The 18,103-nt window shown below is 64.7% G+C and carries 13 protein-coding genes; 3 read left to right on the top strand and 10 right to left on the bottom strand.

Features of this window, described 5'->3' with window-relative positions:
• Positions 1–12 precede the first annotated feature (12 nt).
• From cmk to mtnA, 6 genes are all read right to left on the bottom strand, one after another.
• Entirely contained in the window at positions 13–699 is a 687-nt protein-coding gene (cmk, locus tag JKP78_RS16890) for a (d)CMP kinase (protein ID WP_170028806.1), read from the bottom strand.
• Positions 696–2,915: a bifunctional prephenate dehydrogenase/3-phosphoshikimate 1-carboxyvinyltransferase gene (locus JKP78_RS16895; RefSeq protein WP_325166812.1), complete on the bottom strand. Its 2,220-nt coding sequence runs from the start codon at positions 2,913–2,915 to the stop codon at positions 696–698. The genes cmk and JKP78_RS16895 overlap by 4 nt, the downstream gene beginning before the upstream one ends.
• A gap of 209 nt (positions 2,916–3,124) precedes the next feature.
• Positions 3,125–4,219 (bottom strand): prephenate dehydratase, encoded by a 1,095-nt coding sequence (gene pheA / locus JKP78_RS16900; protein WP_013971453.1) that lies wholly within the window; start codon positions 4,217–4,219, stop codon positions 3,125–3,127.
• Complete coding sequence (serC, locus tag JKP78_RS16905; protein ID WP_200627035.1) at positions 4,219–5,304, bottom strand: 3-phosphoserine/phosphohydroxythreonine transaminase; 1,086 nt, start codon at positions 5,302–5,304, stop codon at positions 4,219–4,221. The genes pheA and serC overlap by 1 nt, the downstream gene beginning before the upstream one ends.
• Positions 5,305–5,569: 265 nt before the next feature.
• On the bottom strand, positions 5,570–8,335 hold the full coding sequence (gene gyrA / locus JKP78_RS16910; protein WP_170028803.1) for a DNA gyrase subunit A: 2,766 nt from the start codon (positions 8,333–8,335) through the stop codon (positions 5,570–5,572).
• A 365-nt stretch (positions 8,336–8,700) separates the two neighbouring features.
• Positions 8,701–9,777, bottom strand: a complete 1,077-nt coding sequence (gene mtnA / locus JKP78_RS16915) for an S-methyl-5-thioribose-1-phosphate isomerase (RefSeq protein ID WP_170028802.1) — start codon at positions 9,775–9,777, stop codon at positions 8,701–8,703.
• 110 nt (positions 9,778–9,887) lie between these two features.
• Between mtnA and ubiG the strand changes: the two genes are divergently transcribed.
• The 3 genes from ubiG (at position 9,888) to JKP78_RS16930 (ending at position 12,142) form a co-directional block, all read left to right on the top strand.
• On the top strand, positions 9,888–10,586 hold the full coding sequence (ubiG, locus tag JKP78_RS16920) for a bifunctional 2-polyprenyl-6-hydroxyphenol methylase/3-demethylubiquinol 3-O-methyltransferase UbiG (RefSeq protein ID WP_025338098.1): 699 nt from the start codon (positions 9,888–9,890) through the stop codon (positions 10,584–10,586).
• A 2-nt stretch (positions 10,587–10,588) separates the two neighbouring features.
• Complete coding sequence (gene mupP / locus JKP78_RS16925) at positions 10,589–11,260, top strand: N-acetylmuramic acid 6-phosphate phosphatase MupP (RefSeq protein ID WP_200627036.1); 672 nt, start codon at positions 10,589–10,591, stop codon at positions 11,258–11,260.
• Positions 11,261–11,401: 141 nt separating this feature from the next.
• On the top strand, positions 11,402–12,142 hold the full coding sequence (locus tag JKP78_RS16930; RefSeq protein WP_170028800.1) for a YciK family oxidoreductase: 741 nt from the start codon (positions 11,402–11,404) through the stop codon (positions 12,140–12,142).
• A 109-nt stretch (positions 12,143–12,251) separates the two neighbouring features.
• On the opposite strand, the gene JKP78_RS16935 is transcribed toward JKP78_RS16930, so the two are convergent.
• The 4 genes from JKP78_RS16935 to JKP78_RS16950 all read right to left on the bottom strand — a co-directional run bounded on the left by JKP78_RS16935 (position 12,252) and on the right by JKP78_RS16950 (position 18,100).
• Positions 12,252–13,037, bottom strand: a complete 786-nt coding sequence (locus JKP78_RS16935; protein ID WP_170028799.1) for a TenA family transcriptional regulator — start codon at positions 13,035–13,037, stop codon at positions 12,252–12,254.
• 30 nt (positions 13,038–13,067) lie between these two features.
• Complete coding sequence (locus JKP78_RS16940) at positions 13,068–15,524, bottom strand: EAL domain-containing protein (protein WP_200627037.1); 2,457 nt, start codon at positions 15,522–15,524, stop codon at positions 13,068–13,070.
• A 118-nt stretch (positions 15,525–15,642) separates the two neighbouring features.
• Positions 15,643–17,475: an ABC transporter ATP-binding protein gene (locus JKP78_RS16945; protein ID WP_200627038.1), complete on the bottom strand. Its 1,833-nt coding sequence runs from the start codon at positions 17,473–17,475 to the stop codon at positions 15,643–15,645.
• Complete coding sequence (locus JKP78_RS16950; RefSeq protein WP_200627039.1) at positions 17,468–18,100, bottom strand: DsbA family protein; 633 nt, start codon at positions 18,098–18,100, stop codon at positions 17,468–17,470. Before JKP78_RS16950 ends, JKP78_RS16945 begins: the two co-directional genes overlap by 8 nt.
• Positions 18,101–18,103 lie beyond the last annotated feature (3 nt).

Consider the following 18,103-nt stretch of genomic DNA (forward strand, 5'->3'; position numbering starts at 1 on the left):
CTTTCCTGGCTATCAGAGCAGGTCGCGCAGGGCGAGCTCACTCTTGATACGTTGCAACACCTGCTCGATGGACAACTCGGTAGAGTCCAACTGAATGGCATCGGCCGCTGGCTTCAGCGGGGCCACTGCACGTTGGGTGTCACGTTCATCACGCGCACGAATCTCATCCAGCAGACTCGACAGACTAACATCTTCACCCTTGCCCTTCAACTGCAGATAGCGGCGGCGTGCGCGCTCCTCCGCACTGGCAGTGAGGAACACCTTCAACGGCGCATCCGGGAACACCACGGTGCCCATGTCACGGCCGTCGGCGATCAGGCCGGGCAGTTCACGGAACGCGCGCTGGCGCTCCAGCAGTGCTTCACGCACCGCAGGCAACGAGGCAACCATCGAAGCACCGGCACCGACGGTTTCGGTACGGATGACCTGGCTGACATCCTCACCTTCGAGGATGGTTTGTTGCAGCTTACCGGGCTGGGCGGCAATGAACTGCACATCCAGATGGGCGGCAAGCTTGGTCAGCAGCTCTTCGTTGGTCAGGTCGACGCCATGGTTGGTGGCATTGAACGCCAGCAAGCGGTACAGCGCGCCGGAGTCCAGCAGCTTCCAGCCCAGTTCGCGGGCCAGCAGGCCGGCAACGGTGCCCTTGCCGGAGCCGCTGGGCCCGTCGATGGTGATGACCGGCGCCAGGGTACTCACGACTTGCCCTCTTCCGCCACGCGGATGCCGACCTCGGCGCACAGCGCCAGGAAGTTGGGGAAGGAAGTGGCGACGTTGGCGCAGTCATGGATGCGGATCGGCGCGCTGGCGCGCAGCGAAGCCACGCTGAAGGCCATGGCGATGCGGTGGTCACCGTGGCCATGCACCTCACCACCGCCCAGCTGGCCGCCGTCGATGATGATGCCGTCCGGGGTCGGCTCGCATTTGATGCCCAGGGTGATCAAGCCATCGGCCATCACCTGGATACGGTCGGACTCCTTCACCCGCAGCTCTTCGGCCCCACGCAGCACGGTGCGCCCTTCGGCGCAGGCAGCGGCGACGAACAGCACCGGGAACTCGTCGATGGCCAGCGGCACCAGTTCCTCCGGGATGTCGATGCCCTTCAGGCGGGCGCCACGCACGCGCAGGTCGGCCACTGGCTCGCCGCCGACTTCACGCTGGTTTTCCAGGGTGATGTCGCCGCCCATCAGGCGCAGGATATCGATCACGCCGGTACGGGTCGGGTTGATACCGACGTGCTCCAGCACCAGCTCGGAGCCTTCGGCGATGGACGCGGCCACCAGGAAGAAGGCTGCCGAGGAAATATCGGCCGGCACTTCGATACGGGTAGCGGTGAGCTTGCCGCCGGACTGCAGCGAGGCCACCGGGCCGTTGCTTTCGACGCTGTAACCGAAGCCGCGCAGCATGCGCTCGGTGTGGTCACGGGTAGGCGCGGGCTCGGTGACGGTGGTCTTGCCTTCGGCATACAGGCCGGCCAGCAGCAGGCAGGATTTGACCTGCGCACTGGCCATCGGCAGCGTGTAGGTCAGCGCCTTGAGCTTGTGGCCACCGCGGATGGTCAGTGGCGGACGGCCGTCCGGGCCGGTCTCGACCACTGCGCCCATTTCGCGCAGCGGGTTGGCCACACGGTTCATCGGGCGCTTGGACAGCGAGGCGTCGCCGGTCATGGTCACGTCGAACGGCTGGCCGGCCAGCAGGCCCGACAGCAGGCGCATCGAGGTACCCGAGTTGCCCACGTACAGCGGCCCGGGTGGCGGCTTGAGGCCGTGCAGGCCAACGCCGTGAATGGTCACGCGACCGTGGTTGGGGCCTTCGATGACCACACCCATGTCGCGGAATGCCTGCAGGGTCGCCAGCGCGTCCTCACCTTCGAGGAAGCCTTCGACCTCGGTGGTGCCTTCGGCCAGCGAGCCGAGCATGATCGAGCGGTGGGAAATCGACTTGTCGCCCGGTACGCGAATTCGCCCGGACAGGCGGCCACCCGGTTGGGCCAGGAAAATCAGATCGTTGGCGTTCATAGCGTCCACATAGGCCCGGCGGGCCAGGATTTTACTGAAATGCTCGCGGGCTACCCGAGCGCGGGTGAATACACCCAGCAGCTGGTGCCCGTCCCCTTCAGCGATCGCGTCGCGCAAGGCGTCGAGGTCGCTGCGATATGTATCAAGCGTGCGCAGGACAGCATCGCGGTTGGCGAGGAAGATGTCGTGCCACATGGTCGGGTCGCTGCCAGCGATTCTCGTGAAATCGCGGAAGCCTCCCGCAGCGTACCGGAAGATCTCGAGGTTTTCATTGCGTCTGGCCAGCGAATCGACCAGGCCGAAGGCCAGCAGGTGCGGCAGGTGACTGGTGGCGGCCAGCACTTCGTCGTGGCGCTCGACCGGCATGTGCTCCACGTCGGCTTCCAGCGCGCGCCACAGGCGGTCGACCAGGGCCAGGGCGGCCGGGTCGGTTTCGGCCAGCGGCGTGAGGATGACCTTGTGGCGGCGGAACAGGCTGGCGTTGGACGCCTCTACCCCGCTTTGCTCGGAACCGGCGATCGGGTGGCCGGGGACGAAGCGCGACAGGCGTGCGCCGCCGTCGCTCACAAACACGGCGCGCGCCTCACGCACCACATTGCCCTTGGCGCTGCCGACATCGGTGATGACGGCGTTGCCGAGGTCGAGCGTGGCCAGGCGGGCGAGCAGTTTTTCCATGGCCAGGATCGGCACCGCCAGCTGGATGACATCGGCACCCACGCAGGCCGCAGCGAGGTCTTCTTCGCAGCGGTCGACCACGCCCATGGCCACGGCCAGCTTGCGCGAGGGGGCGTCCAGGTCGACACCGACCACTTCGCGGCACAGGCCGCTTTCACGCAGGCCCTTGGCGAACGAGCCACCGATCAGGCCGAGGCCGACCACGACCAGGCGGTCGATGATTGGCGCGGGTTTGGTTTTTGCTGCATTTACCACTGGTGCGAACCCTGTTCAGAAATCTAGGCAGTCTTGAGGCCCATGGGGCTGCGTTGCAGCCCATCGCGACGCAAGGCCGCCCCTACAGGGGCCCGTAGCGTTTCGAGGCCTGCACAACACCTGTAGGAGCGGCCTTGTGTCGCGATGGGGCGCGAAGCGGCCCCAACCCTCTCAAATCAAAGCACCGCCTTCGGATACGACCCCAGCACCTTCAGCGCCACAGCCTCCTGGCTGATCTGCTCGAGCACCGCCTTGATCAGCGGGTCACGGTGGTGGCCGACGAAGTCGATGAAGAACACGTAGGTCCACTTGCCACTGCGCGACGGACGGGTCTCGATACGGGTCAGGTCGATACCGTTCTGGTGGAACGGTACCAGCAACTCGTGCAAGGCACCTGGCTTGTTGCTCATCGACACGATGATCGAGGTCTTGTCGTCGCCGGTCGGCGGCACTTCCTGGTTACCGATCATCAGGAAGCGCGTGGAGTTGTCCGGGCGGTCTTCGATCTTTTCGGCCAGACGAGTCAGGCCGTACAGGTTGGCCGCCATGTCGCCGGCGATCGCCGCCGAGTTCCACTCGCCCTTGACCCGCTTGGCCGCCTCGGCATTGCTCGACACCGCCACGCGCTCCACGTTCGGGTAGTGCGCGTCGAGCCACTTGCGGCACTGCGCCAGCGATTGGGCATGGGAGTAGATGCGGGTGATGCTGTCGGTCTTGGTGTTCTCGCCCACCAACAGGTGGTGGTGGATACGCAGCTCGACTTCGCCGCAGATCACCATGTCGTGCTCGAGGAAGCTGTCCAGGGTATGGCTGACTGCGCCCTCGGTGGAGTTTTCCACCGGCACCACGCCAAAGTTGACGGCACCGGCCGCCACTTCGCGGAACACTTCGTCGATGGCCGCCATCGGCCGGCTGATCACCGCGTGGCCGAAGTGCTTCATGGCCGCGGCCTGGGTGAAGGTGCCTTCTGGGCCCAGGTAGGCGATTTTCAGCGGCTCTTCCAGGGCCAGGCACGACGACATGATTTCGCGGAACAAGCGCGCCATCTCTTCGTTGTCCAGCGGCCCCTTGTTGCGCTCCATCACGCGCTTGAGCACGGCGGCTTCACGCTCGGGGCGATAGAACACCGGCTTTTCGCCTTCCGCCAGCGAGGCGGTCTTGACCTTGGCCACTTCCTGGGCGCAACGGGCACGTTCGCTGATCAGCTCGAGGATCTTCTCGTCGAGGCTGTCGATGCGCACGCGCAGCGCCTTCAGTTCGTGCTCGGACATCAGCCGTGCTCCTTCTCGAATTCGGCCATGTAGGCCACCAGGGCTTCCACCGCCTCGAGGCCCAGGGCGTTGTAGATGGAGGCGCGCATGCCGCCAACCGAACGGTGGCCCTTGAGGTTGAGCAGGCCACGGGCATCGGCGCCGGCGAGGAAGGCCTTGTCCAGGCGCTCGTCAGCCAGGCGGAACGGCACGTTCATCCACGACCGGGCGTTGTGGCTGATCGGGTTGGTGTAGAACTCGCTGCTGTCGATGAAGCCGTACAGGCGGTCTTTCTTGGCGCGGTTGCGCTGCTCCATGGCCTCGACGCCACCCTGCTCCTTCAGCCACTCGAAGACCAGGCCGGAGAGGTACCAGGAGTAGGTAGCCGGGGTGTTGTACATCGAGCCGTTGTCGGCCGCGACCTTGTAGTCGAGCATGGTCGGGCAGCTGCTGCGGGCGTGACCCAGCAGGTCTTCGCGCACGATCACCACGACCAGGCCGCTTGGGCCGATGTTTTTCTGCGCACCAGCGTAGATCAGGCCGTACTGCGAGACATCGATCGGGCGCGAGAGGATGTCGGAGGACATGTCGACCACCAGCGGTACGTCACCGGTTTCGGGCACCCAGTCGAACTGCAGGCCACCGATGGTCTCGTTGGACGCATAGTGCACGTAGGCCGCGTTCTTGGTCAGGTTCCACTCGTTCTGGCCCGGGATGGCCAGGTAGTCGTAGGGCTTGGCGCTGGCGGCGACGTTGACATTGCCGAAGCGGCGCGCTTCCTCGATGGCCTTTTTCGACCAGATGCCGGTCTCGATGTAGTCGGCGGTGCCGTTTTCCGGCAGCAGGTTCAGCGGGATTTCGGCGAACTGCTGGCTGGCGCCGCCCTGCAGGAACAGCACCTTGTAGTTGGAGGGGACGGACAGCAGGTCACGCAGGTCCTGCTCGGCCTTTTCGGCGACGGCCACGTAATCGTCGCTGCGATGGCTCATTTCCATCACCGACAAGCCCTTGCCATGCCAATCCAGCATCTCGGCCTGCGCACGCTGCAGAACAGCGTCAGGAAGCGCAGCAGGGCCTGCGCAGAAGTTAAAGGCTCGTTTGCTCACATCCACTCTCGCTCTGCCAAATAGAACAAATTCTTAACTTACAGGCCACGCGCTGCTCTTGTAGGAGCGGCCTTGCGTCGCGAACGGGTCGCAAAGCGGCCCCGGCGTCTTGCAGCGCCGCTGAACCCCCAGGGCTGCCTTGCAGCCCTTTCGCGACGCAAGGCCGCTCCTACAAAAAGCTCGCCCCGCCACAGGGCGGGTTCAGCATTGCCTGCTTTCATCAGGCAAACGGGGCGACCTTGGTCGCCCCGTTCGGGTTTTACGCTTACTCCTGCGGGGCCTCTTCGGCGCCAGCAGCTTCGTCATTGTCTGGCGCTTCGGCCGCGACACCCTCTTCGTCCGTCTCGAGCACATCATCGAGCTCTTCCTCGGACGGCTCCTGGATACGCTCCAGGCCTACGAGTGTCTCGTCATTGGCCAGCTTGATCAAGGTCACGCCCTGGGTATTGCGGCCCAGGCTGGACACTTCGCCAACACGGGTCCGCACCAGGGTGCCCTGGTCGGAGATCAGCATGATCTCTTCGCCTTCCTGCACCTGGATGGCACCGATCAGCAGGCCATTGCGCCCTTTGGTGCCCATGGCGATCACGCCCTGGCCACCACGGCCGCGACGCGGGAACTTGGACAGCGGGGTACGCTTGCCGAAGCCGCGCTCGGAGGCGGTGAGGATCTGCGCGCCGGATTCCGGGATCAGCATGGAGATGATCCGCTGGCCCTTGCCCAGCTTCATGCCGCGCACGCCACGGGCGTTACGGCCCATCTCGCGCACCACGCTCTCGGCGAAGCGGATCACCTTGCCGGCATCGGAGAACATCATCACTTCCTTGGCGCCGTCGGTGATGGCCGCCGCGATCAGGGTGTCGCCTTCCTTCAGCTTCAGGGCGATCAGGCCGTTGGAGCGTGGACGGGCGAACTGCACCAGCGGGGTCTTCTTCACGGTACCCGAAGCGGTGGCCATGAAGATGTAGGCGCCGGTCGGCTCGGCCACCCACTCAGGGGTATCGCCGTCTTCTTCGTCGACTTCCTCGGCCTCGACCACTTCGCCTTCGAGCACGGTGTCTTCCGCGTCCTCCAGCTCTTCGTCGGCGCCAGCGCTCTGCTGCAGGGCCTCGAGGTCGATCTGCAGCATGGCGGTGATACGCTCACCCTCCTCCAGCGGCAGCAGGTTGACCATCGGGCGGCCGCGGGCGGCGCGAGACGCCTCAGGAATGTCGTAGGTCTTCAGCCAGTACACCTTGCCGCGGCTGGAGAACAGCAGCAGGGTGGCGTGGCTGTTGGCCACCAGCAGGTGCTCGACGTAGTCCTCGTCCTTCACCCCGGTGGCCGACTTGCCTTTGCCGCCACGGCGCTGGGCCTGGTAGGCGGACAGCGGCTGGGTCTTGGCGTAGCCGCCATGGGAAATGGTCACCACGCGCTCTTCTTCCGGGATCATGTCGCCGTAGTTGAGGTCGTGGCGCGCATCGAGGATTTCGGTGCGACGGGCATCGCCGTATTCGGCGCGGATGGCTTCCAGCTCTTCGCGGATCACTTCCATCAGGCGCTCGGCGCTGCTGAGGATGCGGATCAGTTCGCCGATCTGCTCAAGGATCTCCTGGTACTCGGCCAGCAGCTTCTCGTGCTCCAGGCCGGTCAGGCGGTGCAGGCGCAGGTCAAGGATCGCCTGGGCCTGTTCCGGCGACAGGTAATACTTGCCTTCACGCAGGCCGTACTGCTCCGGCAGGTCCTCGGGGCGGCAGGAATCGGCGCCGGCGCGCTCGACCATGACCTGCACGGCGCTGGATTCCCAGGCGGTGGACACCAGGGCTTCCTTGGCTTCGGACGGGGTCGGCGAGGCCTTGATCAGGGCGATGACCGGGTCGATGTTGGACAGCGCGACGGCCTGGCCTTCAAGGATATGGCCGCGTTCGCGGGCCTTGCGCAGCTCGAACACGGTACGGCGGGTCACCACTTCGCGGCGGTGACGGACGAACGCTTCAAGCAGGTCCTTGAGGTTGAGCAGGCGCGGACGGCCATCGACCAGGGCGACGACGTTGATGCCGAATACGCTCTGCAGCTGGGTCTGCGAATACAGGTTGTTGAGCACCACCTCCGGCACCTCGCCGCGACGCAGCTCGATGACGATGCGCATGCCGTCCTTGTCGGACTCGTCGCGCAGCTCGGTGATGCCTTCGATCTTCTTCTCTTTGACCAGCTCGGCGATCTTCTCGATCAGGCGCGCCTTGTTCAGCTGGTACGGCAGCTCGGTAACCACGATCTGCTGGCGGCCGCCCACCTTGTCGATGTCTTCGATTTCGGAGCGGGCGCGCATGTAGATACGGCCACGGCCGGTGCGATAGGCCTCGATGATGCCCTGGCGGCCGTTGATCAGGCCGGCAGTCGGGAAGTCCGGGCCGGGGATGTGCTGCATCAGCTCATCGATGGTGACATCCGGGTTGTCGATCAGCGCCAGGCAGCCGTCGATGACTTCGCCGAGGTTGTGCGGCGGGATGTTGGTCGCCATACCCACGGCGATACCGCTGGAACCGTTGACCAGCAGGTTGGGGATACGGGTCGGCATGACCGCCGGGATCTGTTCGGTGCCGTCGTAGTTGGGTACCCAGTCGACGGTTTCCTTGTGCAGGTCGGCCAGCAGCTCGTGGGCCAGCTTGGCCATGCGCACTTCGGTGTATCGCATGGCCGCGGCGTTGTCGCCGTCCACCGAGCCGAAGTTGCCCTGGCCGTCGACCAGCAGGTAGCGCAGCGAGAATGGCTGGGCCATACGCACGATGGTGTCGTAGACCGCAGTGTCGCCGTGGGGGTGGTACTTACCGATCACGTCACCGACCACACGGGCGGATTTCTTGTACGGCTTGTTCCAGTCGTTGCCCAGTTCGCTCATCGCATAGAGGACGCGACGATGCACGGGCTTCAAGCCGTCACGCGCATCGGGCAGCGCTCGCCCGACAATCACGCTCATCGCGTAGTCGAGGTAGGACTGTCTCAGTTCGTCTTCGATATTGACCGGGAGGATTTCTTTGGCCAGTTCGCCCATGAGAAGCCTGATTCCTTTTTCTGGTGAAACTTCGCAGCTCCATCAAGGGCCGAACGAAGCTCGCCGCCGCAGCGCATGTGGTGCGACGACTTACGACAAATCAATGAGTTGTGCCATGGATCTGCGCAATGAAGGCCGCCGTGGAAGGCGGTCCTGGAAACTGCCGGATGTTATCACAAAGGCGGGGGCGGTGGGGAGATGTGGCAGGTGGCCTCACACGAGGGCAAATCTGGATTTTTTATAGCCTGTGCTGGCCTCTTCGCGGGTATACCCGCCCCCACAGGTACACCACCGCCCTCAGGCCTTGTGCCATCCCTGTGGGAGCGGGTTTACCCGCGAAGAGGCCGGAACAGGCACTACGAATATCAATGCAACCGCTTGCGGCACAGCAACTGCGCCAGCTTGGCGGTGTCCGGCCGCTCGACGATACCGCGCTCGGTCACGATCACGTCGATCAGGTCTGCCGGGGTCACGTCGAACACCGGGTTGAACACCTCGACATCCGGCGCCACCCGGGTGCCACCGATGTCCAGCAATTCGTCGGCAGCACGCTCTTCGAGGGGGATGTCCTCGCCAGTGGCCAGGTTGAAATCGATACTGCTGCTCGGCGCCACCACCATGAAGCGCACGCCGTGGTGCATGGCGCTGACCGCCAGCTGGTACGTGCCGATCTTGCTGGCCATGTCGCCGTTGGCGGCAATGCAGTCAGCGCCCACCACGACCCAGGTGATGCCCTTGGTCTTCATCAGGTGGGCCAGCGCCGAGTCGGCGCACAGGGTCACCGGGATGCCTTCGTTGGCCAGCTCCCAGGCGGTCAGGCGCGAGCCTTGCAGCCAAGGGCGGGTCTCGCCGGCGTACACCCGTTCGACCATGCCCTCCAGGTAGCTGGCACGGATCACCCCCAGCGCGGTACCGAAGCCACCGCTGGCCAGGGCGCCGGCATTGCCGTAGGTGAGCAGGGTCTGGGCGTTGCCCTGGTGGCGGCGAATCAGCTCGATGCCGTGTTGGGCCATGGTCAGGTTGGCTTCACGGTCGCTTTCATGAATGGCCACCGCTTCGGCCTCCAGCGCGGCCAGCACGTCCTCGTCGGCGCGCAGGCGCTGCAGGCGCTCACGCATGCGGTTCAACGCCCAGAACAGGTTGGCGGCCGTGGGGCGCGCCTCGGCCAGCAACAGGAAGTCTTCTTCCAGGTCCATCTCCCAGTCGCCGCCCTGGGCCAGGCGTTCTTCCAGCGCCAATACCAGGCCGTAGGCCACCACGATGCCGATCGCCGAGGCGCCGCGCACGGCCATGTCGCGGACCGCTGCGGCCACCTGCGCGACATTGTCGCAGGCCAGCCAACGCTCCTCCGACGGCAGCAGGCGCTGGTCGAGCAGGTGCAGGACGCCGCCCTGCCAGCGGATCGCGGTCACCTTCTCCGCCGCCAAAAGTCGCTCGCGCATCGCCTCTCCCCGTCGTTCGGATATCAAAAGCCGGCGATTATAGCGACCCTGGGGGCCGAGCGCTCGGGTATACTCCGGCGCAATTTTGCGAAGTTTCAGAGGACTGTTCAATGAGCAACGTCGACCGCGCCGAAATCGCCAAGTTCGAAGCGCTGGCCCACCGCTGGTGGGACCGCGAAAGCGAGTTCAAGCCGCTGCACGAAATCAACCCGCTGCGCGTCAACTGGATCGACGAGCGCGCCAGCCTGGCCGGCAAGAAAGTGCTGGACGTGGGTTGTGGTGGCGGCATCCTCAGCGAGGCCATGGCCCTGCGTGGCGCCACGGTCACTGGCATCGACATGGGCGAGGCACCGCTGGCGGTGGCCCAGCTGCACCAGCTGGAGTCGGGCGTGCAGGTGGAATACCGGCAGATCACCGCCGAAGCCCTGGCCGAGGAAATGCCCGAACAGTTCGACGTGGTCACCTGCCTGGAAATGCTCGAGCACGTGCCTGACCCGTCCTCGGTCATCCGCGCCTGCTACCGCATGGTCAAGCCTGGCGGCCAGGTGTTCTTCTCGACCATCAACCGCAACCCCAAGGCCTACCTGCTGGCGATCGTCGGCGCCGAGTACATCCTCAAGATGCTGCCGCGCGGCACCCACGACTTCAAGAAGTTCATCCGCCCGTCCGAACTGGGCGCCTGGAGCCGCGTGGCCGGCCTGCAGGTCAAGGACATCATCGGCCTGACCTACAACCCGCTGACCAAGCACTACAAGCTCAGCAGCGACGTGGACGTCAACTACATGATCCAGACCTTGCGCGAGGAATGAGAATGCGTTTGCAAGCAGTTCTCTTCGACATGGACGGCACCCTGCTCGACACGGCGCCGGACTTCATCGCCATCTGCCAGGCCATGCTCGCCGAGCGTGGCCTGCCGGCCATCGACGACCAGCGCATCCGCGACGTGATTTCCGGTGGTGCCCGCGCCATGGTTGCCGCCACATTCGCCATCAGCCCCGAAACGGAAGGCTTCGAGGCCCTGCGCCTGGAGTTTCTCGAGCGCTACCAGCGCGACTGCGCGGTGCACAGCAAGCTGTTCGACGGCATGGCCGAGCTGCTGGCCGACATCGAGAAAGGCAACCTGCTGTGGGGGGTGGTCACCAACAAGCCGGTGCGCTTCGCCGAGCCGATCATGCAGCAGCTGGGCCTGGCCGAGCGTTCGGCGCTGCTGATCTGCCCCGACCACGTGAAGAACAGCAAGCCCGACCCCGAGCCGCTGATCCTCGCCTGCAAGACCCTGAACCTGGACCCGGCCAGCGTATTGTTCGTCGGCGACGACCTGCGCGACATCGAGTCTGGCCGCGATGCCGGCACCCGTACGGCGGCGGTGCGCTACGGCTATATTCATCCAGAGGACAACCCCAACAACTGGGGCGCCGACGTGGTGGTGGACCACCCACTGGAACTGCGCAAAGTGATCGACAGCGCGCTGTGCGGCTGCTGAGTAGCAACGGCTGACGCCAGACTCTGTGGGAGCGGGCAAGCCCGCGAAGCAGGCACTGCAGTGGATGGCACCGGCTTTGCCGGTGTTCGCGGGCGCGCCCGCTCCCACACGGTCTGTCGCGCCATAAAAAGGGAATACGCAATGTTCGACTACACCGCCCGCCCCGACCTGCTGCAAGGCCGGGTCATCCTGGTTACCGGTGCCGGCCGCGGCATCGGCGCCGCCGCCGCCAAGGCCTATGCCGCCCTGGGCGCGACCGTGCTGCTGCTGGGCAAGACCGAGGCCAACCTCAACGAGGTCTACGACCAGATCGAAGCCGCCGGGCATCCGCAACCGGTGGTGATCCCGTTCAACCTGGAAACCGCCCTGCCCCACCAGTACGACGAACTGGCGGTGATGATCGAGGAGCAGTTCGGCCGCCTCGATGGCTTGCTGAACAACGCATCGATCATCGGCCCGCGCACGCCGCTGGAGCAGCTGTCGGGTGACAACTTCATGCGCGTGATGCACATCAACGTCAACGCCACGTTCATGCTCACCAGCACCCTGCTGCCACTGCTGAAGCTGTCGGAAGACGCTTCGGTGGTGTTCACCAGCAGCAGCGTCGGGCGCAAGGGCCGCGCCTACTGGGGGGCCTATGGCGTGTCGAAATTCGCCACCGAGGGCCTGATGCAGACCCTCGCCGACGAACTGGAAGGCGTGGCGCCGGTGCGCGCCAACAGCATCAACCCGGGCGCCACGCGCACGGCGATGCGCGCCCAGGCGTACCCCAGCGAAAACCCGCAGAACAACCCGCTGCCGGAACAGATCATGCCGCTGTACCTGTACCTGATGGGGCCGGACAGCAAAGGGGTGAATGGGCAGGCGTTCGACGCCCAGTGAGCCTGAGCTGGCCTCTTCGCGGGCTCGCCCGCTCCCACAGGATCAGCAAGGCCCTTGAAGGCTGCGCCATACCTGTGGGAGCGGGCAAGCCCGCGAAGAGGTGCAACACTCAGCCCGCCACCAACGCCGGGCGCATGCTCCGCTGCTGGCGACCTTCCAGTTGCATGCAGCGCTCCAGGAACATGTACATGCAGTCATAGCTCCTGCATATCGCCCTGCGCAGCTCGGTACGCAACCCCAGCGTCGGGTTCTCGCCGGCCAGCGTGCAGATGATCTCCAGCGCTTCCCACGGGTGCGCGTCGTCATACTGGGCGTGCATCTTCAGCCACTTCATCGCCCGCTTGCGCTCTTCCTCCGGGAAGCCCAGCGCATAGGTGTCGCTGGAACACACCACCGCCGACCATTCGCCGGTCGCGCCTTCGATGGCGTAATTGGTCGCCGCCATGGAGATGGCCAGGTTCTCGGTGAAACACACGCGCCAGCACCAGTCGTTCAGGCCGTTCAGCTCGGCCGGAACGTTCTGCGCCTGCAATTCATGCAGGTGCACGCCGTGCGCCTGGGCCCAGCTGACCCAATAGTCGGCATGGTTGAGCTCGACGCGGATATTGCGCATCAACCAGCGCCGCGCCATATCCTCGCCCTGGTGCCGACCATACCGGGTCTTGGTCAGGTTGTGCGCCATGTACAGCGAGAACTGCTCGACCACCGGCCAGCCACCGATCAGGTACTGGCGGATGGTCGACTGCTTCAACTGGCCATCGCGCAGCCGTGCGTAGAACTCGTGCTCCACGACCCGGCGCTTGCTTTCGCGGCAATCCTCAATCAGTTGCTGGGCCCAGTGGGGGTAGCTTGCAGGGTCCATCAGAGGGCCGATACGAACGAATGCATCAATCACTTTGAGCTCCTTGATCCTTGCGATCACTAGCTAACGAAACGTGCCAGGTGCCCGCTGCAACAGAGGCCGGGTGGCGATCCGTTGGCGCTGCAGACTGTCACAGGTGAACACCTGGGGGCGTTCAATCAGGTAGCCCTGGGCGTAATCAACGCCAATCTCCTGCAAGGCCTGCTCGATCAAGGGTGTTTCGACGAATTCGGCAATGGTGCGCTTGCCCATTACGTGTCCTATGTGGTTGATGACCTCGACCATGGCCCGGTTGACCGGATCGTCGAGCATGTCCTTGACGAAACTCCCGTCGATCTTCAGGTAATCCACGGGCAAATGCTTGAGATAGGCGAACGATGACATGCCAGCGCAGAAATCATCGAGCGAGAAGCGGCAACCCAGCCCCTTCAACTCGTTGATAAAGCGGATGGCGCTGCCAAGGTTGGCAATCGCGCTGGTTTCGGTGATTTCAAAACAGATCATCCGCGGCGGGATGGCGTATTCGACGAACAGGCGCTGCAAGTATTCGAGGAACTTGTCATCGCCAATGCTCGACCCCGAGAGGTTGATCGCACAGGTCGACAGCGGCCCTTCCCGGCCCTGGTCCAGGCACTGGCGGATGACCACGAATACATTGCGCACCACCCAGCGATCCAGCGCGGTCATCAGGCCATAGCGCTCGGCCGCCGGGATGAAGCTGTTGGGCAGGATGGTGCGGCCGCTTTCGTCGTGCAGGCGCAACAGGATCTCGATATGGCCCGGGCCTTCGAAGCTTTTCAGCGGGGCGATTTCCTGGGCGTACAGACAGAAACGGTTTTCTTCCAGGGCCACGTGCAGGCGCTGGATCCAGGCCATTTCGCCAAAGCGCATGGACAGTTCGCTGTCGTCGGCATGGTACACCTGGACACGGTTGCGGCCCTTTTCCTTGGCCATGTAGCAGGCCATGTCGGCGGCGCGCAGCGAGGCTTCCAGGGTGGTGGGGGCCTGGGCCAAGTGCACCAGGCCGATACTGACGGTGGTGACGAACGGCCGCCCCTTCCACACGAAGTGCAGGCTCTGCACCAGCTGGCGCAACTGCTCGCCGATACGCTCGGCCTGCTCGGGCGGGCAGCTTTCCAGCAGTACGCCGAATTCGTCACCGCCCAGGCGGGCCAGGGTGTCGCCTTCCCGCAGGCCGGATTGCAGCACGGCGCAGATGTGCCGCAGCAGTTCGTCGCCAGCGGCATGCCCGCAGGTGTCGTTGACCAGCTTGAACTGGTCGAGGTCGAGGAACATCAGTGAATGCCGCCCGGCCTGGCGCGCCAGGCCACTGAGTGCCTGCTCCAGGCGGTATTCGAATTCGCGGCGGTTGGCCAGCCCGGTGAGGGCGTCGTGGGTCGCCTGCCAGGACAGGTTGGCGATGTACTGGCGTTCCTGGGTCATGTCGTGCAGCACCAGCACGATGCCGCTGACCTCGCCGTCGTTGACGATCGGTGAGCCGACCAGGTTGATCGACACGGTACTGCCATCCAGGCGCTGGATCAGCCGGGGATGCTCGGCGCCGCCTTTGAGGCTGCCGCTGAGCACCTGCTCGACCAGGCTGCGGCCATCTTCCTCGGCCTGCTCGTCCACCAGGCTGAACAACGCCGACAATGGCAGGCCCTGGGCCTGGCCGGCCTGCCAGTGGGTCAGTTGTTCGGCGGCGGGGTTCATGTAGCCGATCATGCCTTCTACATCTGCGGTGATCACCGCGTCGCCGATGGCCTGCAGGGTGATCTGCGCCCGCTCCTTTTCAACCTGCAGAGCACTGGCAAAGGCCTCGCGCTGGGCCAGCAGCTTGCTGGAGCGGCGCCAGGCAATGGCAATCAGGAACATCGCCGTCATCAGGTTGGTGATCAGCAGCACCCGCAACAGCATGCGCGAGCCCTCGCCGAGGGCATCGCTGAACGCCTTGGAGGCCGGGGTGACCCCTTCATTGATAGCGACGATGCGCGCCTTCCAATCGCTGATCGTACGGGCATCTACCGGCCCGGCGGCGAAGCTGCTGCGCATTTCGTTGGCCAGCGTATCCAGCTTGGCCAGGTAATCGTCGCCAATATTCCAGTAATCGATCGCCGTCTGCATGTAGCTGAGGTTGCGAAAGTTGCGATAGAACCAGATGATCCGTTCGACATCGTCGGGGTGATTGCCGCCATCCAGTACGGCCTGGCGCGCAGCGTCAAGGTCGGGGACGGGCTGGTCGAGCACCTCGCGCAAGCGCTGGTCGCCGCGGGGCACGATGATCGCCTGGCGATAGTGCTGGTAGGTACTGTCGTCGCGGGTTTCGGCATACAGGTCAAGGTAATAGATCGCATCTTTCTGGGCCTTGGACCAAAGGCTTTCACCGGCGACATAGGCGCGCACCGCCGAGAGCGCATAGAAACTGAGGCTGCCCAGGGCCACCTGGAAGACCACAACGGCGATGAAGGGCCAGGTGATACCAAGCAGCTTGGGCGCTTCGAGTGTGCGATGTCCCTTCATGGAGTCCCTGTCACAGAGCAGATGAGGCGCAGATCAACCCAGACAAGCACAGCGTAGGCCAAATGCCATCGCCGCGGCTGGGTTTTTCATGACAGAAAATCGGTGACTTTGTATAAGTTCAACTTTGTTGCAGATGCCCATAAAGCTTGGCATACAACCCGCCTTCTGCAATCAGCTGCTGATGGTCACCATCCTCTGCCACATGCCCACCATCGAACACCAGCACCCGGTCGGCCTGTTTCACCGCGGACAGGCGGTGGGCAATGATCAGCGTGGTACGGCCGCTGAGAAAGCGCGCCAGGGCCTGGTGCAGGTTGTACTCGGTGGCGGCATCCAGGGCCGAGGTCGCTTCGTCGAGGATCACCACCTTGGGCTCGGCCAGCACCATGCGGGCAATCGCCAGGCGCTGGCGCTGGCCACCGGACAGGCGCACGCCGGAGCGCCCCACCACACTGTCCAGGCCCTGCGGCAAGGCAGCGATGGTGCCATCCAGCTGGGCAATGCGTAGCGCCTGCCAGCAAGCCTCGTCGCTGCAGTCACGGCCCATGGTCAGGTTGGCACGCACGCTGTCGTTGAACAGCGACGGGTGCTGCAACACCACCGCGACGTTTTCGCGCAGGGTTTCCAGGCCGATTTCCTGCAGGCTGGCACCGCCAAAGCGGATGGTCCCGGCCTGGGCGCTATAAAGGCCCAGCAACAGTTGCACCAGTGTGCTCTTGCCGCCGCCGCTGGCACCCACGATGGCCACCTTCTCACCCGGGGCAATGCACAGGTCGAGGTGCTCGAGGACCGGCTCGTCGGCATAGGCAAAGCGCAGGTCGCGCACTTCGATGCCGACCGTCTGGCGGCCGGCGAACGGATCACTGGCGGCCGCATACTGCGGCTCGTCGGCACGCGCCAGCAGCTCGTTGAGGCGGCTCAGCGCACCGCCAGCGGCATAGTAGGCGTATTGCAGGTTGAGCAGTTGCTCCACCGGGCCGATCATGAACCACAGGTAGCTGAACACCGCCAGCATCTGGCCGATCGAAAGGTCGGAAAACAGCACGGTAAGCATCGCCGCGGCGCGGAAGATATCGATACCGAACTGGAACAGCAGGCCACTGGCGCGGCCACTGGCATCGCTTTTCCATTGCGAGTCGACGGCGTAGTCGCGCACTTCGCGGGCGCGCAGGCCGAGGCGCCCGAGGAAGTAGCCCTGGCGGTTGCCGGCGCGGATTTCCTGGATGGCGTCGAGGGTTTCCGCCAGCGCCTGGGTAAACCGTGCGGTGCTGTCGTTTTCGAGCTTTTTCAGGTGTTTGACGCGCTTGCCCAACTGCACGGTGAAGTAGATGACCAGCGGGTTGAACAGCAGAATCAGCAAGGCCAGCTGCCAGTGCATCCAGATCAGGATGGCCGCGGTGCCGGTCAGGGTCAGCATGGCCACCAGGAAGCGGCTGAGGGTTTCGCCGACGAACTTGTCGAGGGTATCCAGGTCGGTGACCAGGTGGGTGGTTACCGTACCGCTGCCCAGGCTTTCGTATTCTTTCAGCGAAATGCGCTTCAGCCGCTCGATAAGGCGAATGCGCAGGCGATAGACGATGTCCTTGGCCAAGCCGGCAAACAACCTGGCCTGGATGACGTTGAACGCCAGGGCGGCCAGGCGCAGGCACAGGGTCAGCAGCAGCATCAGGCCGATGTAGCCGGCGGCCACCTGCCAGCTGGACGGCAGCAGGTGGTTCATCCACTGCAGCGCGGCATCGCCCTGGCCCAGCAGCACCTCGTCCACCAGCAGCGGCAGCAGCAACGGGATGGGCACGCTGCAGCAGGCGGCCAACACTGCAATGAGGTTGGCGGACCAGAGGTTTTTCTTGTGATGCAGGGCCAGGCGGCGGATTTCCGCCCAGCTCAGTCGGTCGGCCGCCGTGCAAGGCTTGCCCGGCACCGGGTCGGGTGACCCAGGCAGATCAAGCACAGGCGGCCTGCTGCAGCCAGCGGCCGAGCAAGGGTTGCAGGCGCTCCAGCGGCTGGTAGCCGTTGGTCAGCAGGGCCAGCTGGCCATTGCGCTCGGCCAGCAAGGTCGGGAAACCGGCGATGCCCAGGTCCTGCGCCCAGGCGAAATCGGCCGCAGTGGCGGCGCGCGTGTCGGCCCGGGCAAAGGCCTCGGCGAACACGGCACGGTCGAAGCCCGCCTGCTCGGCCAGTTCGACCAGATGCGGAGCAACGGTCACATCCACCCCCTGCTCGTAGAACGCTCGCTGGATCAGCGCCAGCAGCGGCCAGACGCGCTCGGCGTCCAGCTCGCGGGCGGTGACCAGGGCCCGGCAGGCCGGCTCGGTGTCATAGACGAAGCCGTCGGGCATGGCCCCCTCGAAGCGAAACGGCTGGCCAGTGGCTTCGGCCACCGCTTGCCAGTGTTCGAGGATGTACTTGCGGGTGGCGCTATCCAGCGCGCTGCCGCCGCTGCGCAAGCCGCCGGTGACCAAGCGGGTCGGCACGCCTGCTGCACGCGCCTGGGCGATCAGGGCCGCGGCCACGGGTGCGAAGCCCCAGCACCAGGAGCACATCGGGTCCATCACGTAGATCAGGCGTGCAGACATGCA

This window comes from Pseudomonas sp. LAM2023 (assembly GCF_016620375.1).
Taxonomy (GTDB): domain Bacteria; phylum Pseudomonadota; class Gammaproteobacteria; order Pseudomonadales; family Pseudomonadaceae; genus Aquipseudomonas; species Aquipseudomonas anuradhapurensis.

Coding starts and splice junctions, on each gene's coding strand:
- pheA (WP_013971453.1), bottom strand. CDS start 4,219: ATGTCCGAGCACGAACTGAAGGCGCTGCGCGTGCGCATCGACAGCCTC.
- gyrA (WP_170028803.1), bottom strand. CDS start 8,335: ATGGGCGAACTGGCCAAAGAAATCCTCCCGGTCAATATCGAAGACGAA.
- mtnA (WP_170028802.1), bottom strand. CDS start 9,777: ATGCGCGAGCGACTTTTGGCGGCGGAGAAGGTGACCGCGATCCGCTGG.
- ubiG (WP_025338098.1), top strand. CDS start 9,888: ATGAGCAACGTCGACCGCGCCGAAATCGCCAAGTTCGAAGCGCTGGCC.
- mupP (WP_200627036.1), top strand. CDS start 10,589: ATGCGTTTGCAAGCAGTTCTCTTCGACATGGACGGCACCCTGCTCGAC.
- JKP78_RS16930 (WP_170028800.1), top strand. CDS start 11,402: ATGTTCGACTACACCGCCCGCCCCGACCTGCTGCAAGGCCGGGTCATC.
- JKP78_RS16940 (WP_200627037.1), bottom strand. CDS start 15,524: ATGAAGGGACATCGCACACTCGAAGCGCCCAAGCTGCTTGGTATCACC.
- JKP78_RS16950 (WP_200627039.1), bottom strand. CDS start 18,100: ATGTCTGCACGCCTGATCTACGTGATGGACCCGATGTGCTCCTGGTGC.